Annotated in this window: 20 protein-coding genes and 3 pseudogenes; 8 read left to right on the top strand and 15 right to left on the bottom strand. The window is 70.1% G+C overall.

The window, feature by feature from the left end:
- The first annotated feature begins 32 nt into the window (after positions 1-32).
- Positions 33-917 carry an NAD(P)H-binding protein gene (locus AB0C75_RS24230; protein ID WP_362893786.1) on the top strand — a complete coding sequence of 295 codons (885 nt, stop codon included), beginning with the start codon at positions 33-35 and terminating at the stop codon, positions 915-917.
- 127 nt (positions 918-1,044) lie between these two features.
- Here AB0C75_RS24230 and AB0C75_RS24225 read toward each other — a convergent pair whose 3' ends face one another.
- Positions 1,045-1,986, bottom strand: a complete 942-nt coding sequence (locus AB0C75_RS24225) for an AraC family transcriptional regulator (protein WP_362893785.1) — start codon at positions 1,984-1,986, stop codon at positions 1,045-1,047.
- 233 nt (positions 1,987-2,219) lie between these two features.
- Here AB0C75_RS24225 and AB0C75_RS24220 point away from each other — a divergent pair, with 233 nt between their 5' ends.
- A complete protein-coding gene (locus tag AB0C75_RS24220) occupies positions 2,220-4,181 on the top strand; it encodes a serine/threonine-protein kinase (protein ID WP_362893784.1) in 1,962 nt (653 codons plus the stop codon).
- A 59-nt stretch (positions 4,182-4,240) separates the two neighbouring features.
- On the opposite strand, the gene AB0C75_RS24215 is transcribed toward AB0C75_RS24220, so the two are convergent.
- From AB0C75_RS24215 to AB0C75_RS24195, 5 genes and pseudogenes are all read right to left on the bottom strand, one after another.
- Positions 4,241-5,461: a serine hydrolase domain-containing protein gene (locus tag AB0C75_RS24215; RefSeq protein WP_362893783.1), complete on the bottom strand. Its 1,221-nt coding sequence runs from the start codon at positions 5,459-5,461 to the stop codon at positions 4,241-4,243.
- Between the two features lie 225 nt (positions 5,462-5,686).
- Positions 5,687-6,337, bottom strand: coding sequence for a DUF4232 domain-containing protein (locus AB0C75_RS24210; RefSeq protein WP_362893868.1), 651 nt, complete (start codon positions 6,335-6,337; stop codon positions 5,687-5,689).
- A 237-nt stretch (positions 6,338-6,574) separates the two neighbouring features.
- Positions 6,575-7,261 (bottom strand): annotated as a pseudogene (locus AB0C75_RS24205) (HAMP domain-containing sensor histidine kinase); the annotation flags it as partial.
- 23 nt (positions 7,262-7,284) lie between these two features.
- The gene (locus AB0C75_RS24200) at positions 7,285-7,713 is read right to left on the bottom strand and encodes a hypothetical protein (protein ID WP_362893782.1); all 429 of its coding nucleotides are present in this window, start codon (positions 7,711-7,713) and stop codon (positions 7,285-7,287) included.
- Positions 7,710-8,411 carry a helix-turn-helix domain-containing protein gene (locus tag AB0C75_RS24195; protein ID WP_362893781.1) on the bottom strand — a complete coding sequence of 234 codons (702 nt, stop codon included), beginning with the start codon at positions 8,409-8,411 and terminating at the stop codon, positions 7,710-7,712. The genes AB0C75_RS24200 and AB0C75_RS24195 overlap by 4 nt, the downstream gene beginning before the upstream one ends.
- A gap of 117 nt (positions 8,412-8,528) precedes the next feature.
- Between AB0C75_RS24195 and AB0C75_RS24190 the strand changes: the two genes are divergently transcribed.
- Positions 8,529-9,260: a DUF2249 domain-containing protein gene (locus tag AB0C75_RS24190; protein WP_362893780.1), complete on the top strand. Its 732-nt coding sequence runs from the start codon at positions 8,529-8,531 to the stop codon at positions 9,258-9,260.
- Positions 9,253-9,693, top strand: a complete 441-nt coding sequence (locus tag AB0C75_RS24185) for a hypothetical protein (protein ID WP_362893779.1) — start codon at positions 9,253-9,255, stop codon at positions 9,691-9,693. The genes AB0C75_RS24190 and AB0C75_RS24185 overlap by 8 nt, the downstream gene beginning before the upstream one ends.
- A gap of 318 nt (positions 9,694-10,011) precedes the next feature.
- Here the strand turns inward: AB0C75_RS24185 and AB0C75_RS24180 are convergent.
- The 7 genes and pseudogenes from AB0C75_RS24180 to AB0C75_RS24150 all read right to left on the bottom strand — a co-directional run.
- Positions 10,012-10,200 (bottom strand): annotated as a pseudogene (locus tag AB0C75_RS24180) (hypothetical protein); the annotation flags it as partial.
- Positions 10,197-10,445 (bottom strand): type II toxin-antitoxin system CcdA family antitoxin, encoded by a 249-nt coding sequence (locus AB0C75_RS24175; RefSeq protein ID WP_362893778.1) that lies wholly within the window; start codon positions 10,443-10,445, stop codon positions 10,197-10,199. The pseudogene AB0C75_RS24180 and the gene AB0C75_RS24175, both read right to left, overlap by 4 nt.
- A gap of 71 nt (positions 10,446-10,516) precedes the next feature.
- Positions 10,517-11,752, bottom strand: coding sequence for an ABC transporter permease (locus AB0C75_RS24170; RefSeq protein WP_362893777.1), 1,236 nt, complete (start codon positions 11,750-11,752; stop codon positions 10,517-10,519).
- Between the two features lie 35 nt (positions 11,753-11,787).
- Positions 11,788-12,525, bottom strand: coding sequence for an ABC transporter ATP-binding protein (locus AB0C75_RS24165; protein ID WP_362893776.1), 738 nt, complete (start codon positions 12,523-12,525; stop codon positions 11,788-11,790).
- Entirely contained in the window at positions 12,522-14,021 is a 1,500-nt protein-coding gene (locus tag AB0C75_RS24160; protein WP_362893775.1) for a peptidoglycan-binding protein, read from the bottom strand. Before AB0C75_RS24160 ends, AB0C75_RS24165 begins: the two co-directional genes overlap by 4 nt.
- Positions 14,018-14,965, bottom strand: coding sequence for a hypothetical protein (locus tag AB0C75_RS24155; protein ID WP_362893774.1), 948 nt, complete (start codon positions 14,963-14,965; stop codon positions 14,018-14,020). The genes AB0C75_RS24160 and AB0C75_RS24155 overlap by 4 nt, the downstream gene beginning before the upstream one ends.
- A 147-nt stretch (positions 14,966-15,112) precedes the next feature.
- Complete coding sequence (locus AB0C75_RS24150; RefSeq protein ID WP_362893773.1) at positions 15,113-15,865, bottom strand: DUF3152 domain-containing protein; 753 nt, start codon at positions 15,863-15,865, stop codon at positions 15,113-15,115.
- Between the two features lie 338 nt (positions 15,866-16,203).
- Between AB0C75_RS24150 and AB0C75_RS24145 the strand changes: the two genes are divergently transcribed.
- The 4 genes from AB0C75_RS24145 to AB0C75_RS24130 all read left to right on the top strand — a co-directional run bounded on the left by AB0C75_RS24145 (position 16,204) and on the right by AB0C75_RS24130 (position 19,830).
- Positions 16,204-16,890, top strand: coding sequence for a response regulator transcription factor (locus AB0C75_RS24145; RefSeq protein WP_362893772.1), 687 nt, complete (start codon positions 16,204-16,206; stop codon positions 16,888-16,890).
- Positions 16,887-18,572 (top strand): HAMP domain-containing sensor histidine kinase, encoded by a 1,686-nt coding sequence (locus AB0C75_RS24140; protein WP_362893771.1) that lies wholly within the window; start codon positions 16,887-16,889, stop codon positions 18,570-18,572. Before AB0C75_RS24145 ends, AB0C75_RS24140 begins: the two co-directional genes overlap by 4 nt.
- 11 nt (positions 18,573-18,583) lie before the next feature.
- On the top strand, positions 18,584-19,156 hold the full coding sequence (locus AB0C75_RS24135) for a hypothetical protein (RefSeq protein WP_362893770.1): 573 nt from the start codon (positions 18,584-18,586) through the stop codon (positions 19,154-19,156).
- 203 nt (positions 19,157-19,359) lie between these two features.
- Positions 19,360-19,830: a flavodoxin family protein gene (locus AB0C75_RS24130; protein WP_362893769.1), complete on the top strand. Its 471-nt coding sequence runs from the start codon at positions 19,360-19,362 to the stop codon at positions 19,828-19,830.
- Positions 19,831-20,077: 247 nt separating this feature from the next.
- On the opposite strand, the gene AB0C75_RS24125 is transcribed toward AB0C75_RS24130, so the two are convergent.
- On the bottom strand, positions 20,078-20,641 hold the full coding sequence (locus tag AB0C75_RS24125) for a ricin-type beta-trefoil lectin domain protein (RefSeq protein WP_362893768.1): 564 nt from the start codon (positions 20,639-20,641) through the stop codon (positions 20,078-20,080).
- Positions 20,642-21,502: 861 nt separating this feature from the next.
- Positions 21,503-22,458 (bottom strand): annotated as a pseudogene (locus tag AB0C75_RS24120) (hypothetical protein); the annotation flags it as partial.

Below are 22,458 nucleotides of genomic sequence, written 5' to 3'. Positions count from 1 at the left end.
TCGTGGGCCACCGGTGCGGCCAGGCTTGCGGCATGACAACACAGAACGACGCGACACGTACGGACTCGAAGAGCAGCCGGAACACGGTGCTGGTGACCGGCGGCACCGGTAAGACCGGCCGTAGGACGGTGGCCGGGCTCCGCGAACTGGGCGTGGAGACCCGGGCGGCCTCACGGTCGGGGGAGACCCCCTTCGACTGGGCGGACCGGACGACCTGGCGGGCAGCACTCGACGGGGTCGACGCCGTCCATATCGTCCCGCTGGACACCTCCCCCTCCCCGACGCCGGCCTTCGTCGAGCAGGCCGTCGCGAGCGGTGTGCGACGGCTGGTGCTGCTTTCGGCCCGGGGCGTGGACGTACCCGGTTACTTCGGCACCTCCTTCGAAGGCGGCAGCCCGCAGACGGAGGGCGAAGCGGCCGTACGGTCGTCCGGCGTGGCCTGGACGATCCTGCGGCCCGGCTGGTTCCTCCAGAACTTCAGCGAGGGTGTCTTTCTCGACGACGTACGCGCCGGCGAACTGGCCCTGCCCACCGGCAGCGGTGCCGCGGCGTTCGTCGATGCCGACGACATCGCGGCGGTCGCCGTCGCGGCCCTGACCGAGGACGGCCACGACGGCCAGGTGTACGAACTCTCCGGCCCCCGCGCGCTCGGCGTCGCCGACGTGCTCGACGAAATCGCGAAGGTGACGGGCGTGCGCGCCGCCTACGTACCGGTGGAGGAGTCCGCCTTCCGGGCCGGGCTGGTGGCACAGGGACTGTCCGCGGAGGAGGCCGCGCTGTGGACCGACGCGATGAAGCCGATCCGTACGAGCCAGGAGGCCCCCGTCACGGACGGCGTACGGAGGGCACTCGGCCGCCCACCGCGCGACATCGCCGACTTCGTCCGCGCCGCGTCGGCCGCGGGGGCCTGGCGCTGAGGGGGACCCGGGGCCACGGGCAGGGCGGTGCCGCATGGGGGCGGCGCCGTACGGGGCGGGGCGGCGCCCGAGGGGGCCCGGGCGCCGCTCCGTCTGCTCCCACGCGCGCGGTTCGGCCCGCCGAGGTTCAGCCCGCCGGTACGGCGCCGTCCGGTACGCGGGTGGTGCCGGTCTCCTGCCGGTACGTGCTCGGGCTCTCGCCCCGGAGCCGCTTGAACGCCGTGCTGAAGCCGAACGCATCGGCGTAGCCGACCCGCCGGGCGACCGCCGCCACCGTCAGTTCCGGGCGGGTCAGCAGATCGGCGGCGAGCGTCATCCGCCACTCGGTGAGATACGCCACCGGTCCGTTCCCGACCAGTTCCGTGAACCGCTTCGCCAAGGTCGTCCTCGACACCCCCGCCAGGCTCGCCAGCTCCGCCGTCGTCCACGGATGCGCCGGATCCTCATGGATCGCGCGCAGGGCCGGCCCCGCCACCTCGTCGCCGAGTGCGCCGTACCACCCCGGAGGTTCGGCCTCGGGACGGTCGAACCAGTCCCGCAGTGTGCACACCAGCAGCCAGTCCAGAAGCCGGTCGAGCACGGTCTGATCTCCCGGCCGGCCGCCGCCGATCTGCGCCTCCAGGTAGTCCCGCATCGTCGAGCAGCCCGGTTCGTCGGGTACGACCAGCACCGGCGGCAGAGCACGGAGGAGCCGCTGCGGAACCTGCTCCCGTACGTCATACGCGGCGGCCAACAGCACGGTGGAGCCGCTGAGTTCGAGCTGCCGGTCCGCGGGGCCCGGCGCGCCCTCCCGTGGTCCGGTGGCCGTCCGCTCCGCCGCCGTACCGTTCGCGGGGTCGTCGGTGAAGCGGAACGGTGCGGGCCCCCGGACGATCGCGGCCTCGCCGAGCGCCAGCTGCCGCGGCTCCCCGGCCTCCGGCACGATCCATCCGGCGCCGCGCAGCGGCATGCACAGGGTCAGGTACGCGCCGTCGGCGAACCGCAGCGACCACGGCGGCCACAGCACCGAACGCCCGAACACGGCACACCTGCCCCGCACGCCCCACAACAGCTCGTCGAACACGTCCATGCGGCCAACGATAAGCAGGGCGCAGGGCGTACCGGACTATCACCCACGCACGACGGACGGACGGCCATGCCGCCGTGCGTTCTCCAGCGGACGGAGTACGCGCCCGCGCCGTGCGTGTGGGGGGTCCGGGCGGGTGCGCGCGAAGTTCGGTGAAAGGGATCACCGCCAAGTGCCGGATGGGTACACTCCGTCACCTGTAGCGGCTGATCGGCTGTGGGGCGAGGGGTGGCGCGGTGCAGGTGACACCGGAGGCCGGAGACAGGATCGCCGGCCGATATCTCTTGCAGGAGCCCATCGGCAGAGGCGGAATGGGTGTCGTCTGGTTGGCCTGGGACGAGCGGCTCGAACGGTCGGTCGCGGTCAAGTGCGCACGCCTGGACGACGATCGGGCCGCGCGACGGCTCATGAGCGAGGCACGCAACGCCGGGCGGCTGCACCACCCGAACATCGTGGGTGTCTTCGACTTCGTCGACGAGGGTGCCACCTGCTGGATCATCATGGAGTACGTCCCCTCGCGCAGTCTCGCGCAGATCGTGGCGGAGGGTGGGCTGCTCACGCCCGAGGAGGCCGGTTCGATCGGCTGCCAGATCGCGGCCGCGTTGACGAAGTCGCACAACGAGGGCGTGGTGCACGGCGACGTGACGCCGGAGAACATCCTCGTGACCGACGAAGGCATCGCGAGACTGACCGACTTCGGGATCTCGCGGGCCCTGTGGAGCGACGCCACACACAGCATCACGGGCGGTGTGAACGGCAAGCCACGGTATCTGGCCCCGGAGGTGGCCAGGGGGGAGCCCGCGGGCGAGAAGTCCGACGTGTTCTCCCTGGGTGCCTCCCTGTTCGCGGCGATCGAGGGTCAGTCGCCGTACGGTGAGGCCGAACACCTCATGGCGTATCTGGCCCGGGCTGTCGAGGGACACATCGAGCCCATGCGCCGGGCCGGCCCGCTGCACGGGCCGCTCACCGCTCTGCTGGAGGTGGCGCCCCGGACCCGGCCCGACGCCCCCAGGGCCCAGAAGCTGCTGACGCGCGCCGCACCCCCGCCCCCGCACGTACAGGAGCAGTTGCACGACGGCCGTACGCGGGACTTCGCGTCCCGCACGCTCCGGCTGTCGCGGATCCTGCACCACTCGCGGAACTTCACGCCCTTCATGCTTCAGCCGCCACAGCCCGCACGCCGACGCCGCCACCCCCTGGCGATCACGGTGGTGACGCTGGCCGCGGTCTGTGCGATCACGGCCGGTCTTGTCCTCTTCGGCCCATGGGGCTCGAACGACGAGGGCGGCAAGGGCGGCCGTGCCGGTGGGGACGACGCCGGACCGTCGGCCACGGCACAGGTCGGTGCCATGGGCGACGAGCGTACGGCTGACCCGTGCGGGCTGCTGCGCGCAGCCTCGTTGAGCCGCTTCGGCGGCACAGCACTGGACCCTGACTACGGAGAGGTCGACCGGTGCGACGTCCTGGTGCACAACGGCAGCGGTGACGACACCGCGGACGTCGAGGTCAACCTCGACTCGGACCGGGACGAATTCGACGAGGTCCTGTCGACCCGGGTGGTCGGCAGCGTCACGGTCGTGACGCTCAGGCGTGACGGGAAAGCCTGCGATCGGGCCGTCCTGACCCCCGACGGCAAGCAGATCCGGGTCAGAGGGAAGCAGCTCGACAAGGCGGCGCCCGACCCGTGCCGGATGGCCGACGCCGCAACGGATCACGTGGTCGGCGTGCTGGCCGAGGGCCCGGTGCCCCGGCGCTCGCAGCCGTGGGCGGCGAACTCCCTGGCCCGGCTCGACACCTGCACGCTGCTCGGCGCCGGCGAGCTCAGGCTGCTTCCCGGCGTCGAGGTGGACAACCGGGACCGCGGCTTCGGTTCCTGGGACTGTGACTGGTCCAGCGACGACGGCAACCGTGCGGTGGAGATCCAGATCAGCCGGGACAACTCGCTGGACGCCGACGACGGGACGCCGGTGAACGTGGCCGACACGAAGAGCTACTTCATCGCGGATGAGGCCGAGGACGACAGCTGCACCGTAAGGACGCCGCACCGCACCTACACGGACCAGGTCGGCGAGCGCACCACCGAACTCGTCCAGCTGACCGTGTACGCCCCGCAGCCGTCCGAGCAACCGTGTGACACCGCGGCCGAAATCGCGGCAGCCGTCGTACGGAACATCGCGAAGCGACTGCCGGAGGCGTGACGTGGCCTGACCGCCTGACCGCCTGACCGCCTGACCGCCTGGGGTGGGGCGACGAGCGGCTACTTGCAGATGGCCGTGTCCACCAGGTCCTGCACGTGCTGGTGCGCATCCAGGATCCCTTCGGTATCGGCAGCCACCGCGCTCGACAGCGCAGTGACCGCCACCGTCGCGGCGCGTCCGTCGTCCGTGACGCCGCTGAAGGTCTCGTAGCCGTGGATCGAGCCGCCATGGCCCCACAACTCGGCACCGCAGGTCAGCGGGGTACGGAAAAGGCCCAGGCCGTACTCGGTGTTCGGTGTGGTGGAGCCCTCGGCGGCCGGGACCGTGGTCTTCATCTGCTTGAGCTCGGCCGCGTCCAGCACCTCGCCGCCGAGCAGGGCGGAGAAGAAGCGGTTGAGGTCGCGCGGGGTGGTGACGAGCTGCCCGGCGCTCGATGCCTGCGACGGGTCGAGCCGGGTGATGTCCTCCAGCGGGCCGCCGGGAGTCGTGGATGCGTAGCCCTTGGGGTGGGCGCCCCGGATGCCGCGCTCTCCCGCGTTCGGCCAGTAGGTGTCCTTCAGACCGAGGGGGCGGATGATCCGGTTCGTGATCTCCTCGCCGAAGGGCCGGCCCGTGACCTTTTCGACGAGCAGGCCGGCCAGGATGTAGTTGGTGTTGCTGTACTGCCACTTCGTGCCGGGTTCGAACAACGCCTTCTCGCTCAGGGCGAGGTCGAGCATCTCGCGCGGGTTGTAGTACGTGTCGCGGATCTCGAAGGGGTTCGGGGGAAGCGACTGGACGTAGTCCGGCAGCCCACTGGTGTGCTGGAGCAGGTTCCGCACGGTGATCCGCGCCCCGTCGATGCCGTCGCCGTGCACCAGGCCCGGCAGGTACGTCTCGATCGGTTCGTCCAGATCCACCTTGCCCTCACCGACCAACTGGAGCACGACCGCCGAAGTGAAGGACTTGGTGTTGCTGCCGGCCCGCACCTGGCCGTTCACGGGCACGGCCGCGCCGGTCTCCAGATCACCGGTGCCGGCCGTGTAGTCGCGGACGCGTCCACGGGAGTCCTCGACTGCGGCCAGGGCGCCGGGGAAACCGTCCTCGCGCACCAGGTCCTGCGCGCCCTTGCTCACGGCGTCGCGGCTGCCGGCACGGTCCTGGGCGCCGTAGGCCAGGGAGCCGCTCACAGCGAGGCCGCCGCCGCCCAGGACCGCCAGCGCGGCGACCACCGACAACGCGCGGCGGCCGTGCTGCTTCTTCTGCTTGTTCCGGGCGGAGGTGTGAACACGAACGGACACGGGGTTTCCTTCCAACAGCGCTGTTTTCGCGGCTCCTTGAGCATGTCGCGGACGGGCCGCCCGTTCGATGGCCCCAGCCTGCTGAAACGGGGTACACCCAGCACCACCCCGACCATGAGGATTTCCCTGCCGGCGGGCCGTACGTGCCCGTACACCAGAAAGGCCCAGGTCGTTGACCTGGGCCTTCGGAGTCCCCCGGTGCCTGATGACGTGCCGGCCGGTTCGTCAGGCGATGGCGGGGACGGCCTCGCCGCGGTCGGTGGCCCAGTTGGTGACGATGGGCTTGTCGACGGTGGCGGTGTCGGGGAGCTTCAGTTCGGCGGGGTCGGGGTCGTCGTTGGTGATCGCGATGATGACGTTCTCGAATTCCTTGCCGCCATCGCTGTTGGTGCTCTTGGGGCTGATACCGGTGAACGCGACGGTGGAGCCGCTGAGCTTGATGGGGTCTTCACCACCCTGTCCGACAGGGGAGGCAAGGCCGTCGGCACCGGAGCCGAAGGACACGCTGGGGGTGTTGACGTCCAGGTAGCAGGTGATCCCGGACTTGGCCTTGGCGGTGACGAGGTAGTAGCCGCCGGCCTGGGTCTCGGAGGTGACCGTGAAGTCCAGGTCGTTGGTGCCGCAGGACTGCCCGTAGCCGCTCTTCGCGCCGTCGGCGGAGTCGTTGGTCTTGACTTCGGAGTTGCTGGAGTCGCCGGAACCGGAGCCGCTGGTGGAGGGGCTGCCGCTCGCGTCCTTCCCGGCGGAGGAGGCCGAGGAGCTCTTGGCATCCGCGGCGTCGTCGGCGCTGCAGGCGGTGGAGGTGGCGGCGAGGGCCGTCACAGCCGCGGCGGCGAGGACGAGGCGGGCGGAACGGGTGGCGAGGCGCGTACGCATCATGATCTCCAGCGGCTTGCGGTTCGGTGCTTCCTGCTTGCACCGATGACACTAGGACCTGACCGATCTCGAAATGATCCTGTGCATGTCCGGGTTCTGTTTCAGCGACATGGACCTCGGAGAACGGAGTTGGGACGCAGGCCGCATCGCCTCCGGTCGAGGGGAGCGTCGTGTCGCGCCGACGCGACCGTCCTCCAGCAGTCGACCGAAGCCCGGCGGCAGCGTGCGTCGTACGCGTCAGTCGGCCACCGGGAGGCGCAGAGTGGCGACGGCCCCGCCGTCGGGCGCGTTGGCGAAGGACAGCGATGCTCCGATGACCTGGGACTGGCCGAGTGCGATGGTCAGCCCGAGGCCGAGGCCGAGGCCGTGGCCCCGGCCGCGTTCCGAGGCTCCGGTGCGGAACCGCTGGGGCCCGTCGGCGAGCAGCCCGTGGGGGAAACCAGGGCCGTGGTCCCGTACGGTCACGCAGGTCCCCGTCACCTCGACCTCGACCGGCGCGCGACCGTGCCGGTGCGCGTTGACGACCAGGTTGGCGACGATCCTGTCGAGCCGGCGCGGGTCGGTATCCGCGGACAGGGCGCAGGCCGTGGTGAGTTCTGCCGTCAGCCCGGTGCGGACCAGCGACTCCCCGACCGCCTCGGTGAGCGGAACGGGTCTGAGATCGGCCCGCTCGGCGCCCGCGTCGAGCCTGGAGATCTCCAACAGGGTTTCCACCAGGGCCCGTAGCACCCCCACCCGGTCCCTGACCATGTCCGTAGCCTCCCCTTCGGGGAGCAGCTCGCTCGCGGTGACCAGACCCATCAGCGGGGTCCGCAACTCATGAGCGACGTCGGCGGTGAAGCGCTGCTCGGACCGGAGCCGCCCGAGCAGGCTGTCGGCCATCGGATCGACGGTGGCCGAGATGTCCGCGATCTCGTCGCTGCCGTCGCTGTGAACTGCCCGGACCGTCAGGCGGACAGGAGCGCGGTGCCGAGGGAGATCAGGGCGAGGACCTTGGCGGCTTCGAGCGCGATGTAGTACAGATGCGTCGTCGAGCGCGGAAGGTCCTCGCCGGCCAGGACGCGGTCGGAGCGCCGGTTCAACCGGGGGCGGACGACCGCGAGCTGGGCGGCCAGTACGCACACGGCTACCGCGGTGAGGACGACGAGGGCGACCGTGGGTGTGCCGACGGCCACCGCGGCGATCAGCACCAGCGCCAGGGCGGCTTCGGCGAGGTTGAGTGCACGGAAGACGAGCCGGCCGATGCCGAGCCCGATGGGGATGGTCACCCCTGGCGCCCGGAACTTCAGCGGCGCCTCGATGAACGAGATCGCCAGCACCATCCCGAGCCACACGAAGGTCACGGCACCTGCCGTGGCTGCTGCTTCCGCGTTCATCGTGGCGATGCTGCTTCCTCGGATGCGGCGTCGGCCGGGGCGAGGTGGGCCAGGCAGGCGTCGGGTTCGGCGAACGGTTCGAGCCGGGTGGCCCGGACGGGGGCGTCCAGCTCCGTCAACGCACCCTGCATCAGGCCGAGATGGAGCGGACAGACTACCGGCCCGTGCTCCTCCGCGAGTTCGAGGAAGGGGCAGTGGCGCAGCCGGATCAGGTCGGGCGCCGCCTCGTCGTCCCCCGATGCTTCGGGAGCGAAACCGAGGTCGGTGAGCATCGCGGTCAGCCGGGTGACGGACTCGCCGTGGGCCGGCCGGTGGAACGGGGGCACCCGGTCGATCAGATGCTTGCCCCAGGCGCGGCCGGTCCGGGTGGCCTTCACCCCGGCGTCCGCGCCGGACGCGGCCAGCTCACTGACGAGCATCTGGGCGAGCAGGCGATAGCCCCGGATCCCGCCACGGTCCATACCGGGCCGGGGTGCGTAGACCGTGCGGGGACGCCCGGGCCCGGAGGACTCCCGCCGACTGCACTCGACGGCACCCTCCGTCACGAGGGCGTCCAGGTGGAAACGCACCGTGTTGGGGTGGACGCCGAGCTGTCCGGCCACCTCGGTGACGCCCAGCGGGCTGTCGGAGGCGCGCAGCGCGTCGAGGACTGCCCTGCGCCGCGGTGTCTGCGGCGCAGCCGTGTCGTCACGGGTCATGTCGGTCACCCTTTCCGGCTCCCCGGGCAGGGACGCGCCGACGGAGGAATATTTTTCCAAATTGTACATGTAATAATCGTGACCCGAGTTCCGGAAGGCGAACAGGAGCACTCAGCCATGGCACCGTCAGACGACATCCACATCGAGGCCACCGGGACCGACCCCGCTGTCCGTGCCCGGACCGCGGTCCATCGCGGACACCGGGAACTGCTCGCCGGGCTCGCCGCATTCACCGGGCCCGAACCGGCCGCGGGGTACGGGGACTCCGTACACGCGGAACTGACCGGCTTCTGCACCGGCGAGCTGCGCCGCTACCTGGCCGCCGCCGACCGGACGCTGTACGCCGCCGCGTCCGGAGCCGGTGATACGCGCCTGCTTGTACGGGCCCTGCGCGGCGGCCTCGACGCGCTCAACGTCCGTATCGACGGAGTCGCCGCCACCGGCGACGCCACGGCCGCCGTGCCCCTGGCGCGGGCGGTCGAGGCTGTACTGGCGGTCCATCTGGAGGCCGAGGGGACGGTTCTGCTGCCCGCGCTCGCCACGCTGCCCGGCGCGGACCTGCCGACCCTTGTCGCGGACATGCGCACCCTGCTGGACGGCGGACAGTTGGACACCCCCGCGGTCATCGACGTCCGTGAGATCCCGCACGGACGCAGGCACCCGCGGATTTTCGCCCGCTTCGGCCGGCTCGGCCCGGGGGAGGCCTTCACCCTGGTCAACAACCACGACCCCAAGCCGTTGCGCCGCGAGTTCGAGGCAGCCCACCCCGGCACGCACACCTGGGACTACGTCGAGTCCGGTCCCGACATCTGGCGGGTCCGGATCGGAAGGGTGACGGCGGATGCCTGACGTACACCCCGGCCGTCCGGGGTCGGCGGGCGGCGCAGCCGCTGCGGGGAGCCCGCCCGGGCCGACGCCGAGCCTGCTGTGCGACGTTGCCGCCATCGCGGGACGGGCCGGTGAGGGCCCGTCATCTGCGGGCGCACGTTGGAGGCTTGCGGAGCCGGGACGCCAGCTCGACGCCAACGTCGTGCACCTGCCGCCCGGTCAGCGGGTCGAGACGCACACCGAGCCCGACCTCGACGTACTTCTGCTGGTCGTCGCCGGTCGCGGCACCCTGGAGGGAAACGACAGCGCCGAACAGCTCGCCGAGAGTGGGCTGTTCTGGCTGCCGCACGGGTCGACGCGTCGCATCACGGCAGGTGCGGACGGGCTGTCCTACCTCACGGTCCACCGCCGGCGCCCCGGCATGACCATCCGCTCGCGCCGGGAGCGGCCCTGAGGGCTGTCCCGGCGCGGTACTTGGCGTTTCGTCGAAGAAGCGTTCCCGGACTTCACGGAGATCACGACTGATCGCGATCGAACGTGGTCGGTCCCGCCACGCTGGATGGATCGGCGGGCTCGCTGTGCCGTGCTCGGGGCTGGCGGGCAAGGGTCTCTGCCCTGCGCCTTCCCCGCCGAGCGGGGTGTAGGGCTACGGGCTCCGGGAACGGCACCTGACCGGTGTTGCCCGCTCTGCCGGGCACGGATGGGGCACGAGGGCTGGCAGTGCGACGGAACCCGCCGACGTGCGCGCTCCGGGCGGGCCGACTGGTCGGAAGGGGATGATGCGGACCTGACTGCCGCAGAACTTGGCCGTGTCTTCGCTGTCGGAGGCCAGGAGGGCGATCGCCAGGTCGGCGCCCATGTCGTGGAAGACCCGCAGCATCGCGAGGAGCTCGCGGTCCTGCGCGATCCAGGCGGCGAGGCCTTCCGAGTCCAGGACGACGGTCTCGATGCGCTCGCTCACGCGGCGTGCGCGCCCTTGGCGGAACCGTCGCCGCCGTAGATCTTCGCGCGGGCCTCGGCGACTTCCTCGTCGCTGAAGGGTCCGTGCTCCTCCTCGTAGCGCCGGAGGTCCTCGCCCAGGAGCTGGTGCCTGATCTGGCGGGCTACGGCTTCCGCCACGTAGCCGGAGACGTTGTCCGTGAGCTTGCGGAGCTCCGCCACCTGGTCGCTGTGGAGCGTTACGGTGATTCGAGTCGTGGAGGACATGCAGCAAGCGTGCTGAAGTATGCGTGGAAGGGCTTGGGGCTTCCCCTCGTACGGGCACGCTGCGGCTCCGACTACGAGCGCAGGGCGTCGACCGGTTCCATGCGGGAGGCCCGCAGCGACGGATAGAGGCCGGCCAGGAGTCCCACCAGGGCTCCGGCGACCGGGGCTCCGAGGGCGAGGCGCACGTCCAGGACCGGGGTCCACTCCTTGACGGCGGCGACGATCACCACGACGACCATGCCCAGGGCGGCACCTACGACACCGCCGAGAAGTCCGATCGTCGTCGACTCCACCAGGAACTGGCCGGCGACATGACGCCGCGAGGCCCCGAGGGCGCGGCGCAGGCCGATCTCCCCGATCCGCTCGACGACCGTCACCAGTGTCACATTGGCGATACCGATGGCCCCGACGACCAGCGAGACCAGGCCGAGGACCAGGAACAGCCCGTTGACGTCGCCCTGCACTCCCTTGCGGGCCTTGGCCGGATCGGCCGGTGCCGTCACGCTCAGGGAGGCCTCGGCTCCTGGGGAAAGCGCGATCGGCGCCTGGCGGGCGACCTGGCTCGCCGCGCCGAGCGAGGTGTTGATCAGTACCCGGGTCACGGTCCCCAGCCCCATCCGGTCGGCGGCCGTCGTGGGCGGCAGGATCATCGCGGTGGCGAGCTGCTGTTCCCGCTCCACCGAGCCGAGTATCCCGATCACCGTGTACGCCTGGCCCTTCAGGAAGACCGCAGGGGCGTTCTCCACCGAGCTGATGCCGAGGAGCAGTGCCGCCTGGTCGCCGAGGACCGCCACCCGGTCGTGCCGGGCGATGTCCCCGTCATCGAAGAAGCGCCCGGCGGTTATCCCGCCCCGTACCGCGGCCGGCAGCGTGGGAGACGCGGCAACGACCGCCATGGTCTGACCGCTGACCTCGCCGGGAGCGACCACGTCGTTGGCACGCACCTCGACGCTCGCGGTCGCCTGCGAGTCCGCGAGCGCCGCCACCGACTCGACCCCGGCCAGCCGGCGCACCGCGTCCACATCTGACCAGTCCACCAGTGGGCCGGATCCGGCCGCCACCACGGAGGGCACCCCCACCGTGACCGAGGTGGCGGTCAGGGCGTCGAACCGGCCCACGATCTGATTGCCGGCCGTGGACGAGATCCCGATGGTGATGACCAGGGTGGTGATGCCCAGAACGGTGCCGAGCGTGGTCAGGGCGGATCGCATCGGTCGGGCGAGCACCCCCGCCAGTGCCTCGGACCACAGGTCCCTGAAGTCCATCCAGGGGCGCTCGACGTTCCCTCCGGCTCGTGTGGTGTCCACGGAAGCCGCAGCGTGCGGGACGCGTGTCCGGGATCTCATAGGTGCTCCTCGGTGAGTCGTCCGTCGCTGATCCTGACCCGCCGATGGGCCCGCCTGCTGACCGCCTCCTCGTGGGTGATCACCACCAGGGTCATGCCCTGCTCGCCCAGCCGGCCGAAAAGGTCCAGCATCGACTCGGTGTTCTCGCTGTCGAGGTTGCCGGTGGGCTCGTCGCAGAGCAGCAGGGCGGGCTCGCTCATCAGAGCTCGGGCGATCGCCACCCGCTGTTTCTCGCCTCCGGAGAGCCGGCCCGGCCGGAAGCCGGCCCGGTGCGCCAGGCCCACCCGGTCCAGTGCCTGCCGAGCCCTGGCGAGGCGGCCGGCCCGGCCGCGCCCGGGGCGCGGCCGGCGGTAGGCCTCGGCCAGGCTGACGTTCTCCTCCACGGTCCGGTGCGGCAGCAGGTGGAAGGACTGGAAGACGAACCCGATCCGGCTGCCGCGCAACGAGGTGCGCTCCAGGTCACCGAGCCCGTTGGCCTCCACCCCGTCGAGCCAGTAGGCGCCCGAGGTAGGGCGGTCCAGCAGCCCCAGGGTGTTGAGCAGCGTCGACTTGCCGGATCCGGACGGGCCGACGATCGACAGGTGCTCGCCGCGCCGGACGGTCAGGTTCACGTCGCGCAGGGCGTGCACCGGCGGTTCGGTGTCGAAGGTCCGGTGCACGGCGATCAGCTGGATGACCGTGTCCGCGTCGGGCGCGACGGAGAACCGCGGACCAGCTGGCGTCGGACCGCTCATCGCCCGACCACCACATGGTCGCCGGGGGCCAGGGTGGCACCGGACGAAGGAGTGACCTCCACCTGACCGTCCGCGGAGAGACCGGCCTCGACGGGGACGTCCACCGTCTTACCGCCGCGCACGACCTGTACCCGGGCCTTCCTGCCCGCGGAGGTATGCAGCGCGGCGACAGGTACCGTCAGCACCTTGCCGTCCGACGAGCCCACCTCAATGGTGATCTTCGCGGATTCGGCGGCGCTCTTGGTCAGTTTCCCTGCCGGTACCGAGATCTGCACGGGTACGGGAGCCGAGGTGTCGCCGCTTCCGCCGTCCGGAGTCCCCTGCTGTTCGTCGGTGCCGGCCGAATCGTCCTTCGGCACGTCCCCGCCGAGTGCCACTACCTTTCCGTCGGCCTTCGTGCCGTCGGTGGTTTCCACCTGGGCCCGCATCCCCTTGTGGAGCAACTTGGCATCGTCGGCCGGAACCACGGCCCGCACCACGACCTGGGAGCTGGTCACCGTGGCGACCGGTCCGGAAGGGGTGTCCCCGGTCTTCACGGACACCTTGCCCAGCCGGGCCGGGAGTTCCGGCAGGAAGACCACCTCACCGGCGGGAACCTTGGTGCCGTACCCGGCCTGGAAGTCGGAGAGTGCGGCGTTGGCCGCGTCCAACTGCTGCCGCGCAGACTTGAGTTGCAGCTCGGCGGTGGCGCCGCCACCCGCGCCCGTGCCGCTGCGGGCTTTTTCGGTGGCACCGGAACCCGCGGTGGCACCGGAACCCGCGGTGGCCCCGGAACCCCCGGAGCCGTCGCCCGGGCTCTGCGCCTCCAGGAGGGCCTGCTGCGCGGCGGTCACCGCCGCCTCCAGCGTCCCCAGTTGCTGCTTGTCGGCAACCGTGGGCTCCATGGGGCTGTAGCCCGTGTCCTTGTACCAGCGGCTTACCGCCGCGGCGTCCGGCTGCCCGTACGTCCCGTTGACCGACCCGGGGTTGAAGCCCAGCCGGGTCAGCGCCCTCTGGAGCTGCCTGACATCGTCCCCGGAGGCGCCGGGGCCCAGCGTGCGGTACATCGGCACAGTGCCCCGCAGCACCAGGACCGGCCGGCCGCTCACCTGCATCAGCACATCGCCCTCCCGTACCTCCGCCCCGGCGGCCGGTGCCTTGGTGACCCGCTGGGCAACGCCGTCGCCTTCCCCCGAAGCACCCGAACCGGAGTCCGGAGCGCCGACGAGCCCGGCCAGGGTCACGCTCTGCGGCGAGTCGAACTCCACCGAGCCCTGGGCCACCACACTCGCGGTCAGCGAGCGCCGCTCGGCCGCGACGGTGACCGGACCGGCCTTCGGCGGCTGGTGCGCGGCGGCGGCATCCGCGGGCGACTGCATACGCGATCCGGCGAACCAGCCGCCCGCTCCGACCAGCCCCACCGCGACGACGACGAGCGTCAGCTGCCCGGAACGCGTTCTGATCAGCCTGCGGAGCCGACCGGGACGGGTGCCGACCGGCTCGGGACGCTCTCTCATCCGGCACCGCCACCGCTGGTGTTGGTCGGGGCCTTCAGGAACTTCGGGAAGTAGGCGGCCCGGAACTTCTTGCCGCACTCCAGATCTCGCGTCGCCAGCTCTATGTCCTTGGTGAGCAGAGGAAGAGCCTCCTCCTTGCTCAGGGACTTCTGGGTGGTCCCGTCCGCCTCGACCGCGATGGCACCGGCGCCGGCCGGAGCGGACCCGAGGGCCTGGAGCTTGACCATCTCTCCGATGCCGGTCGGCTGCGTGGTCGTGACCGGGATGCCCTCGTTCTTCAGGCACGAGGCGTACGACTGCGCCAGCGCGACGAGCTTCGGATCACCGTTGAGCGCCTGCGCGTTGGTCCGGTTCTGGTTCTCGGACGTGGTGCTCCGTTCCTCGGCAGACGTGGAGCCGTACACCTTCTTGTCGGCTTCACCCGTGCAGCCGGTCCAGTCCTTGACCCCGACCTTCGGGTCGGGTGGACTGCCCAACGCCTTGTTGTACGCGGTCTTCTGCTCGGCAGTGAGCGTGTTCACGTAGGTGCTGTTGGGCGTCTTGTCCGGGTCCCGTCGGGCTGCCGTGCCGCGCGACGTACCGGCGTCGTCGGGGTAGACGATGCCCGCGTAGATACCGAATCCGTACTTCTGCCGGTACTTCTTCGTCAGCGCGTAGTCTGCCCCGTCGGTGGCCCAGGAATCGGCGGGGTCCTCGGGGGCCACGGGGGTGTAGGTGAACCCCTGCTTCGTCATGCAGGCCGCGATGGCGTTCTCCATGAGGTACTGCTTCTTGAGATCGGCGTTCGAGTCGGCGGGAATGTCGAGCTGACCCGACGATCCGGCCGTGGTCTTCTTCCCGTCCGCCGAGCGGGAATCCGGGCCGGCGTCGGTGCCGCAAGCTGCCAGCAGCGGCAGGAGGCTCACCGCCGTGACCAGTCTCCGGAGAGTGCGGGATCGAGTCATGTACTTCCATCCGATCGAAAGGAGGGTGTGCTGCGGGGACGGGGGAATACGGAGTTCACGGTGGCGCAGGCAGTTCATGGTCATGGGCTCGGCAGATGACCGAGCTGTAACGGCCCCCGTGGCGACCGGCCTCGGGGACCGGTGCCGTCACGCGGACGGCCCGGTGACGAAGTCGCCGTTCTTGTCGTAGGGCCAGGCGTTGGCCACGCAGCCGTGCAGGCCCTTGATCTGTTGCATCATCACGGGGGCCAGTTGTCCGGCGCCCGCGCAGGTGACGTGAGAGTGGCCGAGGTAGTGCCCCATTTCGTGATTGATGATCAGCGCCCGGTAGTCATGGATCGGCCCGTCGAACGTGGGCGAACCCTTGACCCAACGCTTGAGGTTCACCACCACCCCGCCGGGAACCTCGCAGTTGTATTCGCCTCCGGTGTCCTGCTGGATGCCCGCCCAGCACAGGGAGTCCGCCGTCCCCGGTGTCGCGATCTGCACCGTGAGGTCGTGCGGTGCTCCGGCGCTCACCAACTGGAACGCGTTGTCCGGGTCGTGGGTCCAGCCACGCGGGGCAGCGAGTATCCCGGCGATCTCGTTCGCCGCCTGGGACGGTGAGAGGTCGAGGCCGGTCTCGACCTGCACGACGTAGCGCAGCGGGTGGGAACCGCTGCCCACCGCCGCGCCACCGGCCTGCGCGGTGACGAACGTCCCACTGCCCGTCGGGGGGACGTCGATCTCGGTCCGGCTCGGGCTCGGGCTGGGGGACGGTGTGGGACTGGCAGTCGGGGTGGGGGCGACGTGCGTGCTCCGCGGGTGCGTCGCACCGCTCGACGCGTCGCTCCGGCTCCCTCCCGGGAGGTATACGGCTCCCAGGAGGTACGCCGCCGTGCCCAGCACGCCGACGGCCATCAGCACGCGGGTCAGCAGGCCCAGGCCCCGGCGGCGCGGGCGTCCCCGGCGATGGGAGGACCGGCGCCGACGGCCGCCACGGTGAACGGCCGCGGTGCTGTCTGCGGGGGATGTGGATCGCCGCTGTCGTGCCGAGTGCATGGCAGCTCAAGCTGGTCATTTCAGATGATGGCCATGAGCCGGAGCCATCACGAACGGGTAACGGTGCGTGCTTTCCTGGAAAGGCCCGCGGAACGGACCGCAGGCGCCCCCGGTCGGTTGTGATCGTTGTGTAACGGCGCCCGGAGAGCGGCCTTTCCCGGGACGGTCGCGTCGTCCGACCCGCATACACTGCCGAAATGCCACGGGTCCTGATTGTCGAAGACGACCAAGATGTCCGCAGAGCAGTCCAATTGGGCCTGCGGCATCAGGGGCACGAGGTCGTCGCCGTGGAAACGGGTGAAGAGGGGCTGGAACAGCTCCGCCCCTTCAGGCCGGATGTCGTCATACTCGATCTCATGCTGCCCGGCATCTCCGGCCTGGACGTGTGCCGTCGGATCAGGGACCGCGACCAGGTGCCGATCATCGTGGTGACGGCCCGGGGGGACGACATCGACGTGGTCGTGGGGCTGGAGGCCGGCGCGGACGACTACGTGGTCAAGCCCGTGCGCGCCCGGGTGCTCGACGCACGTATACGGGCCGTACTGCGCAGACAGGACGCGGCGCTGCCGGACGGCGCACGTCCCCGGGCAGAGACACACGGCGAGCTGGTCATAGACCGAGCCGGGCTCGAGGTGGCGCTCCGCGGCGAGCCTGTCGCCCTCGCGCCCTCGGAACTGCGGCTGCTGCTGACCCTGTCGGTGTCGCCCGGCCAGGTGTTCAGCCGCCAACAACTGCTGCAGTCCGTCTGGGAACACAGCTACCACGGCGACATACGGCTGGTTGACGCCTGTGTGAAGCGGCTGCGCAACAAGCTCGGCGAGGGCCGGAATCCCCGATACGTGCAGACCGTACGCGGGTTCGGATACCGCTTCGGCGCCTCATGAGCGACCGGACGTCCGCGCGGACGCGGAAGACCGGCGGAACGCACGGAACCACCCGGGGCGGCAAGGCCGGACGCCGGGGCGAGGCCGAGCACCTGGGCAGGACAGCCACGGCCGACGAGGTCCCCGCCACCGTCCCGGGAGCCGGCCCCCTGCGGTCCCTCCCAGCGGCCTTGGCGCGCATTCCGCTTCCCCTGCGCGGCCTGCGCCCCCGCCTGCTGGCGGCCTTCGTCCTGGTGGCCATGGCCAGCGCCCTGGGCACGGGGGCCCTTGCCTTCCGCGAGGCGCGCACGGGGGTGCTCCAGCAGAGCCAGGACTCCGTCATCCGCCAGTTCCGTACGAGCGTCGACTCCATCGCGCCCGGCCTCTCCCATGCTCCGGACCAGTCGGATCTCCAGTCCGCGGTGAATCAGGTGCTGTACGCGAACCAGTCGTCGGGGTGGCGGGTCATGGCCACGTACGGCAGCCTCCACGCCTACGCGCCGAGCCCCGGATTCGTCGAGCTGAGCCCCGAACTGCGCCGGTCCGTGCGGGACAGGCGGGCCACGGTGTTCCAGCGGGTGAACGTCGACGGTCGTCCTCATCTCGTCGTCGGCATGCCCGTCACGTACACCTCCGGCGAGGGCACGGAGTCGAGGCTCTCCGGGATGGTGATGTACCTGGAGGTACCGCAGAAGACCGAAGAAGCCTATGTCAGGGCGATGGTGAGCGGCATCGAGCGCGCCACCCTGGTTGCCCTGTGCCTCGCCGTCATCCTGGCACTGCTCGCCGCGAGCGGCGTACTGCGCCCCGTACGGGCGCTGCGCCGGGCGACGCGCCGGATGGCCGCGGGGCACCTCGACGTCCGGCTGGCCGTCACCGGCTCCGACGAACTGGCCGACCTTTCGTGGTCCTTCAACGAAATGGCGGCCGAACTGGAGCGAACCGTCGCGGAGTTGCGCCGCCTGGAGGCCCAGGGGCGTCGTTTCGTGGCGGACGTCTCCCATGAGCTGCGCACACCGCTGGCGGCGATGTCCGCCGTCACCGACGTGCTGGACCTGGAGGGCGAGACCGGTGACGCGCTGCAGCTCATCAGCGAGGGAACGGGCCGGCTGAGCGGACTGGTCAACGACCTGATGGAGATCTCCCGCTTCGACGCGGGGGCGGCCGAACTCAACCGTGACGAGATCGACCTGGCCGAGTCCGTACGGCGCACCCTCGCCTCCCGGGGGTGGCAGGACCAGGTGGAGGCCCGGCTGCCCGGGCCGGGTGCGCTCCGCACAGGCGTCGATCCTCGAAGAATCGATGTGGTGACGGCCAATCTCATCGGCAACGCGCTACGACACGGGGCGCCGCCCGTGCGGCTGACGCTGGGGGTACGGAAGGAGGAGGCGGACATGGCATGGGCCGTCATCGAGGTCGCCGACAACGGACCGGGCATCGCCGAGGAGGCCATGCCGCATATCTTCGAACGGTTCTACAAGGCGGGCACCTCACGGACCAGGAGCGAGAGCAGCGGCCTCGGCCTGGCCATCACGGCGGAGAACGTGCGCCTGCACGGCGGGCGCATCCGGGCGGCGAACCTGCCCCGAGGGGGCGCGGTGTTCACGGTCGAACTCCCACTGCACGGCGCCGGCACCGACAGCGAGACCGATACGGAGGGCGATGCTGATATGGATGGCGACGCCGGCGGGGGTGCACGGTGAGGGGCTCCAGGGTGGCAGCGCTGTTGTCCGGCCTCATGGCCGCGGCCACGCTCACGGCGTGCGGAGTCCCTCCGTCCGGTGTCATCGAGGCAGGTGAACCGGCGAGCGGCATGTTCTCCCCCACCCCGAGGCCCACGTGGTTTGTCACCACCTTTCTCTTCTTCCTGCACGACGGGGACCTGACGGCCTATCCCCGCAGGTCGGACACCGCGAGCCCCGCGGTAGCCGTACGCATGCTGTTCGAGGGACCGACCGCGCGCGAGTCCGCGACAGCGACCACAGAACTGCCCCGCATGTCGCAGGCGTCACGGGTGAGGATCGGCGACGACGGCATCCTCGTCGTCCAACTTCCGGATGAAACTTCCCCGCTGAGTCACCGGGCCATGCTTCAGCTGGTGTGCACGGTGGCCCCGGTGGCTCCGTCGCTCCCCGTGCCCCTGGCCGACGCGGAGGCCGCCGACGGTGCTGCGCGCAGTTCCTCCGTGCCCAGCGGCGTCCGTGTACGCGGAGACGGATGGACCATGACGCAGTCGGACGACGCATGCCCCCTCCCGCCCCAATGGCAGGCACAGCCGGAACCCTGATCCAGGCCTACTGGTGCCGTACCAAGGCCGGAAGGCTGAGGGCGGACGCCGGGGCAGAGTGCGTCCCGCCGGGAGGGGGCTGTTCTGGCTCCACCGCCGGCGTGATCGCCTGCGAGGTGTGGCCGTCATCACACTCGGATGGTGTCAGATCTGATGCCGCTGCCCTGTCCTCTTTACGGAAGCCGAAGAAGGGATCGCGAGAAATGAAGGTCGTCATCGTGTGCGCCTCCGTGTCGCACGGAAATACGCGTCGTGTCGCCGACAGTATGGCGCAGGTGCTGGGCGCGAAGGTCGTCTCCCCTGGAGACGCTGACCTGGCGGAGCTGGCCGACGCCGACCTTGTCGGATTCGGCTCGGGTGTCTTCTATCAGAGGCTCCACCCTCGCCTGACCGACTTCGTCAAGGCCCTTCCCACAGGAGGGGGCCGGGCTTTCGTGTTCGCCACCAGCGGGCTTCCCGAGCTGCCGCTGGTGCCTTTCACCCGCTCCTTGGTCCAGCTCCTCGAAGGCAAGGGCTTCGAGGTGGACGGGAACTTCTCGTGCCGGGCGTTGGACACCATGATGCCCTTCAGGCTGGTCGGCGGTATCCAGAAACAGCGGCCGAACGACGGGGACCTGGCCGCTGCGCGGGCGTTCGCCACGCGACTGCGGGACGGGCGAGGGCCAGTGTCCTGACCTATGCCGCCCGGGGGCTCTCCCGCATCCCCGACCGGCGAGATCAAGAGCGACAGCTGGAGCACAAAGGAGCCCCTGCTCATCGAGCAGGGGCTTCTTCGCTGCAACGCGCCGAGGCGCAGGGCCTCCTGACGCTCGAGTGGGCTTCACCACCCATGAGCGAGACTCGCTTCTGCAGGTCCCGCGGACGAGACCTCACCTTGCTGAGGGCTTGCGCGCTGCGGCGTGTCCTACGTATCGGCCCAGGTCAGACACCCGTGTACTGATGCCAGATCTGGTTGTTGGAGCCAGTGCAGGCCCAGATCTCTACCCGGGCCCCCGAAAGGGACCCCTTCGGGTCGTTGAGGCACTTGTTGGAGTGAGGGTTGTACCGCATGGTCGGGGCCCCCGGCTCCGTCTCGAGTTGCAGCCAGACCTGCGCCTCGCTGCCGTTGCAGTCGTACATTTGCACCTTGGAGCCGTCGGCTGTGGCGCCGCCTGCGACATCCAAGCACTTGCCGGTGGCTGCGGACCGCATGGTGTTCTCGGTGGTGATGATGAACAGCTGGTTGGGGGTGTCGTTGCAGTCGTAGACCTGGACCGGGGCGCCGTTCGCCGTGGAGCCGCCCACGACGTCCAGGCAAGCCAGCGGGGTAGTCCCACCGCCAGGCCTTACAGAAAGCACGGTTGGCCGCGTGTCCGCGTTGGCGGTTGCGGCGGCGCCTATGGTGAGCGCGAGTGCGGCGGCCGACACCGACGCGAGCGCCAGCTTGGACCGCTTGCCTCGCAGCCACGAGAATGCGTTGCCTGATCGTGCAGGTGAGATGGTCAACTGAACCATGCCTTCCGGAACGGGGTGCCGCCTTCGATGTGGCGAGGACGCCAGTGGGGCGGCGCCTTGCAAGATGAGGCATCCAGCGGTCTGGTTCACTCCGTCCGCCTGCCTTCGGGTAAGCATCGTGTGAAGAGTTACCCCGAGTATGGGGCGGGACGCAGTGGCCTATGGCTGTCAGCGAAAGTAGAGAGTGAACCATCCGCAACCAGCGCCCGCGTGCTCGGGCCGACTGAGTGCGTTGTGGCAGACCGGATCTCGTTCGACGTGTGCGGTAGCGGGCTTGAAGGAACGGCCCCTTGGTAGTTGAGCAGTACCACTGTGCCTGCATCCACCACGGTCACCCCTGAGCGAGACATCGGCGTCGATTCCCCGGAAGTACGGATCTTCGGCGGTGAGTCAGTTCCGCACGAGCACTCATGACCAGGTCACTGCCTTCGACAGGCCACCTTGGCCTGGCTTGCTGAAGAGGCGGCCGGAGTGGTTCGTCGATCACTCTCCGGGCTTCCTCCGTCCCCTTGCGCAGGTCGATGGTGACGAGAATCGAACTCGCGCTCTGAGCTTGGGAATCACCGTTCGCATGGCCAGGATGGGCACCTGAACTGCGAGGAAGCTAGTCTGCGATGCACCTACTTCGGAATCGGCGATCTGGTGTTGACCGTGGTTAACCGCTCGTTCTGGTGCGGTCAGATGATGAGGCCGACGGCCCATGTCGCACCCCGGGTCCCGCCCTTTACCGTGGCTGTCGGCGGCGGCGTTCATCGGCGGCAAGCAACTTAAGTGCCTCGCCCGCACGGAGTGGCGAGCGGCGCAGGCGGCGTTGATCTGAGTGAAGAGAGCGTCTGGCCGACATTGAGCGAGTCACTGCCATTGGGATGTTGGAGTGCCATCGGGATCAAGTCCGAAAGGCCAGCGTGTTGCTAGCAGATGCTTGCTTAGGGCGTGTGCATGGCCGGCATCGGCGGCTTGGCGGGCCAGGGCTTGTGCCTCCATAAGGTCTCCGGCTCCTTCGCGGAAGGAAACCAGGCGTGCCAGAGGACTCGGAACACCAGCGTCGGCGGATTGCCAGGCCAGGGCTTCAGCCGCGTTGCGGTCTCCCGCTTCCTCCCGCCAGCCAGCCAGGACGGCCAGAGCGTGCACATCGCCGGCGTCGGCGCCCTGCTGGATCAATGCTGCGGTTCTCTCCTGGTCTGCGGCTCTTTGCCCTTGCATGGCCTGGAAGCCCAGCCACGTCAGTGCGTTCGGATTGCCGACGGAGGCCTCCCGGGCTAGCGTTTCCGCCCCCTCATGGTCTCCTGCGGCGTCTCGCTGGACAGCCAGGAGTGTCAGAGCGTTCCAGTTGCCGGCGTCAGAGGCTTGCCGAGCCAGGGCTTCTGCCCGCTCGCGGTCTCCTGCTTCCTCTCGTCGGAAGACCAGGGCTTCCAGAAATGTCGAATCAAGTTCGGCGGCTTGCCGGGCCAGTGCCTCGGCGCTCTCCAGGTATCCGGCTTCCTCATGCCGGCGAGCCAGGAGTAAAAGAGCTCGTGGATCTCCTGCGTTGGCGGCTTGCTGGGCCAAGACCTCGGCCTCTTCAGGGTCGCCCGCCTCCACACACCAGCCGACCAGGAGCCTCAGACCTTCTGTGTCGCCTGCGTCGGCGGCTTGCCGGGCCAGGGTTTCGGCCCCTTCATGGTCGCCGGCTTCCCTGCGCCAGTCGGCCAGAGTTCTCCAGGCCGACGGATGGCCTGCGTCGGCGGCTTGCCGGGCCAGGGTTTCGGCCCCTTCATGGTCTCCCGCTTCCCTGCGCCAGTCGGCCAGAGTTCTCCAGGCCGACGGAT

The organism is Streptomyces sp. NPDC048565 (assembly GCF_040650935.1).
In the GTDB taxonomy this organism is placed as follows: domain Bacteria; phylum Actinomycetota; class Actinomycetes; order Streptomycetales; family Streptomycetaceae; genus Streptomyces.
The sequence above is the reverse complement of the archived record's forward strand: the minus strand, read 5'-3'. Positions and strand labels throughout refer to the sequence as shown.

Bases quoted from the DNA above. Each gene is read 5' to 3' on its own strand.
- AB0C75_RS24230 (WP_362893786.1), top strand. From the start codon at position 33: ATGACAACACAGAACGACGCGACACGTACGGACTCGAAGAGCAGCCGG.
- AB0C75_RS24225 (WP_362893785.1), bottom strand. From the start codon at position 1,986: ATGGACGTGTTCGACGAGCTGTTGTGGGGCGTGCGGGGCAGGTGTGCC.
- AB0C75_RS24210 (WP_362893868.1), bottom strand. From the start codon at position 6,337: ATGCGTACGCGCCTCGCCACCCGTTCCGCCCGCCTCGTCCTCGCCGCC.
- AB0C75_RS24200 (WP_362893782.1), bottom strand. From the start codon at position 7,713: ATGAACGCGGAAGCAGCAGCCACGGCAGGTGCCGTGACCTTCGTGTGG.
- AB0C75_RS24195 (WP_362893781.1), bottom strand. From the start codon at position 8,411: ATGACCCGTGACGACACGGCTGCGCCGCAGACACCGCGGCGCAGGGCA.
- AB0C75_RS24190 (WP_362893780.1), top strand. From the start codon at position 8,529: ATGGCACCGTCAGACGACATCCACATCGAGGCCACCGGGACCGACCCC.
- AB0C75_RS24185 (WP_362893779.1), top strand. From the start codon at position 9,253: ATGCCTGACGTACACCCCGGCCGTCCGGGGTCGGCGGGCGGCGCAGCC.
- AB0C75_RS24175 (WP_362893778.1), bottom strand. From the start codon at position 10,445: ATGTCCTCCACGACTCGAATCACCGTAACGCTCCACAGCGACCAGGTG.
- AB0C75_RS24165 (WP_362893776.1), bottom strand. From the start codon at position 12,525: ATGAGCGGTCCGACGCCAGCTGGTCCGCGGTTCTCCGTCGCGCCCGAC.
- AB0C75_RS24160 (WP_362893775.1), bottom strand. From the start codon at position 14,021: ATGAGAGAGCGTCCCGAGCCGGTCGGCACCCGTCCCGGTCGGCTCCGC.
- AB0C75_RS24155 (WP_362893774.1), bottom strand. From the start codon at position 14,965: ATGACTCGATCCCGCACTCTCCGGAGACTGGTCACGGCGGTGAGCCTC.
- AB0C75_RS24150 (WP_362893773.1), bottom strand. From the start codon at position 15,865: ATGGCCGTCGGCGTGCTGGGCACGGCGGCGTACCTCCTGGGAGCCGTA.
- AB0C75_RS24145 (WP_362893772.1), top strand. From the start codon at position 16,204: ATGCCACGGGTCCTGATTGTCGAAGACGACCAAGATGTCCGCAGAGCA.
- AB0C75_RS24140 (WP_362893771.1), top strand. From the start codon at position 16,887: ATGAGCGACCGGACGTCCGCGCGGACGCGGAAGACCGGCGGAACGCAC.
- AB0C75_RS24130 (WP_362893769.1), top strand. From the start codon at position 19,360: ATGAAGGTCGTCATCGTGTGCGCCTCCGTGTCGCACGGAAATACGCGT.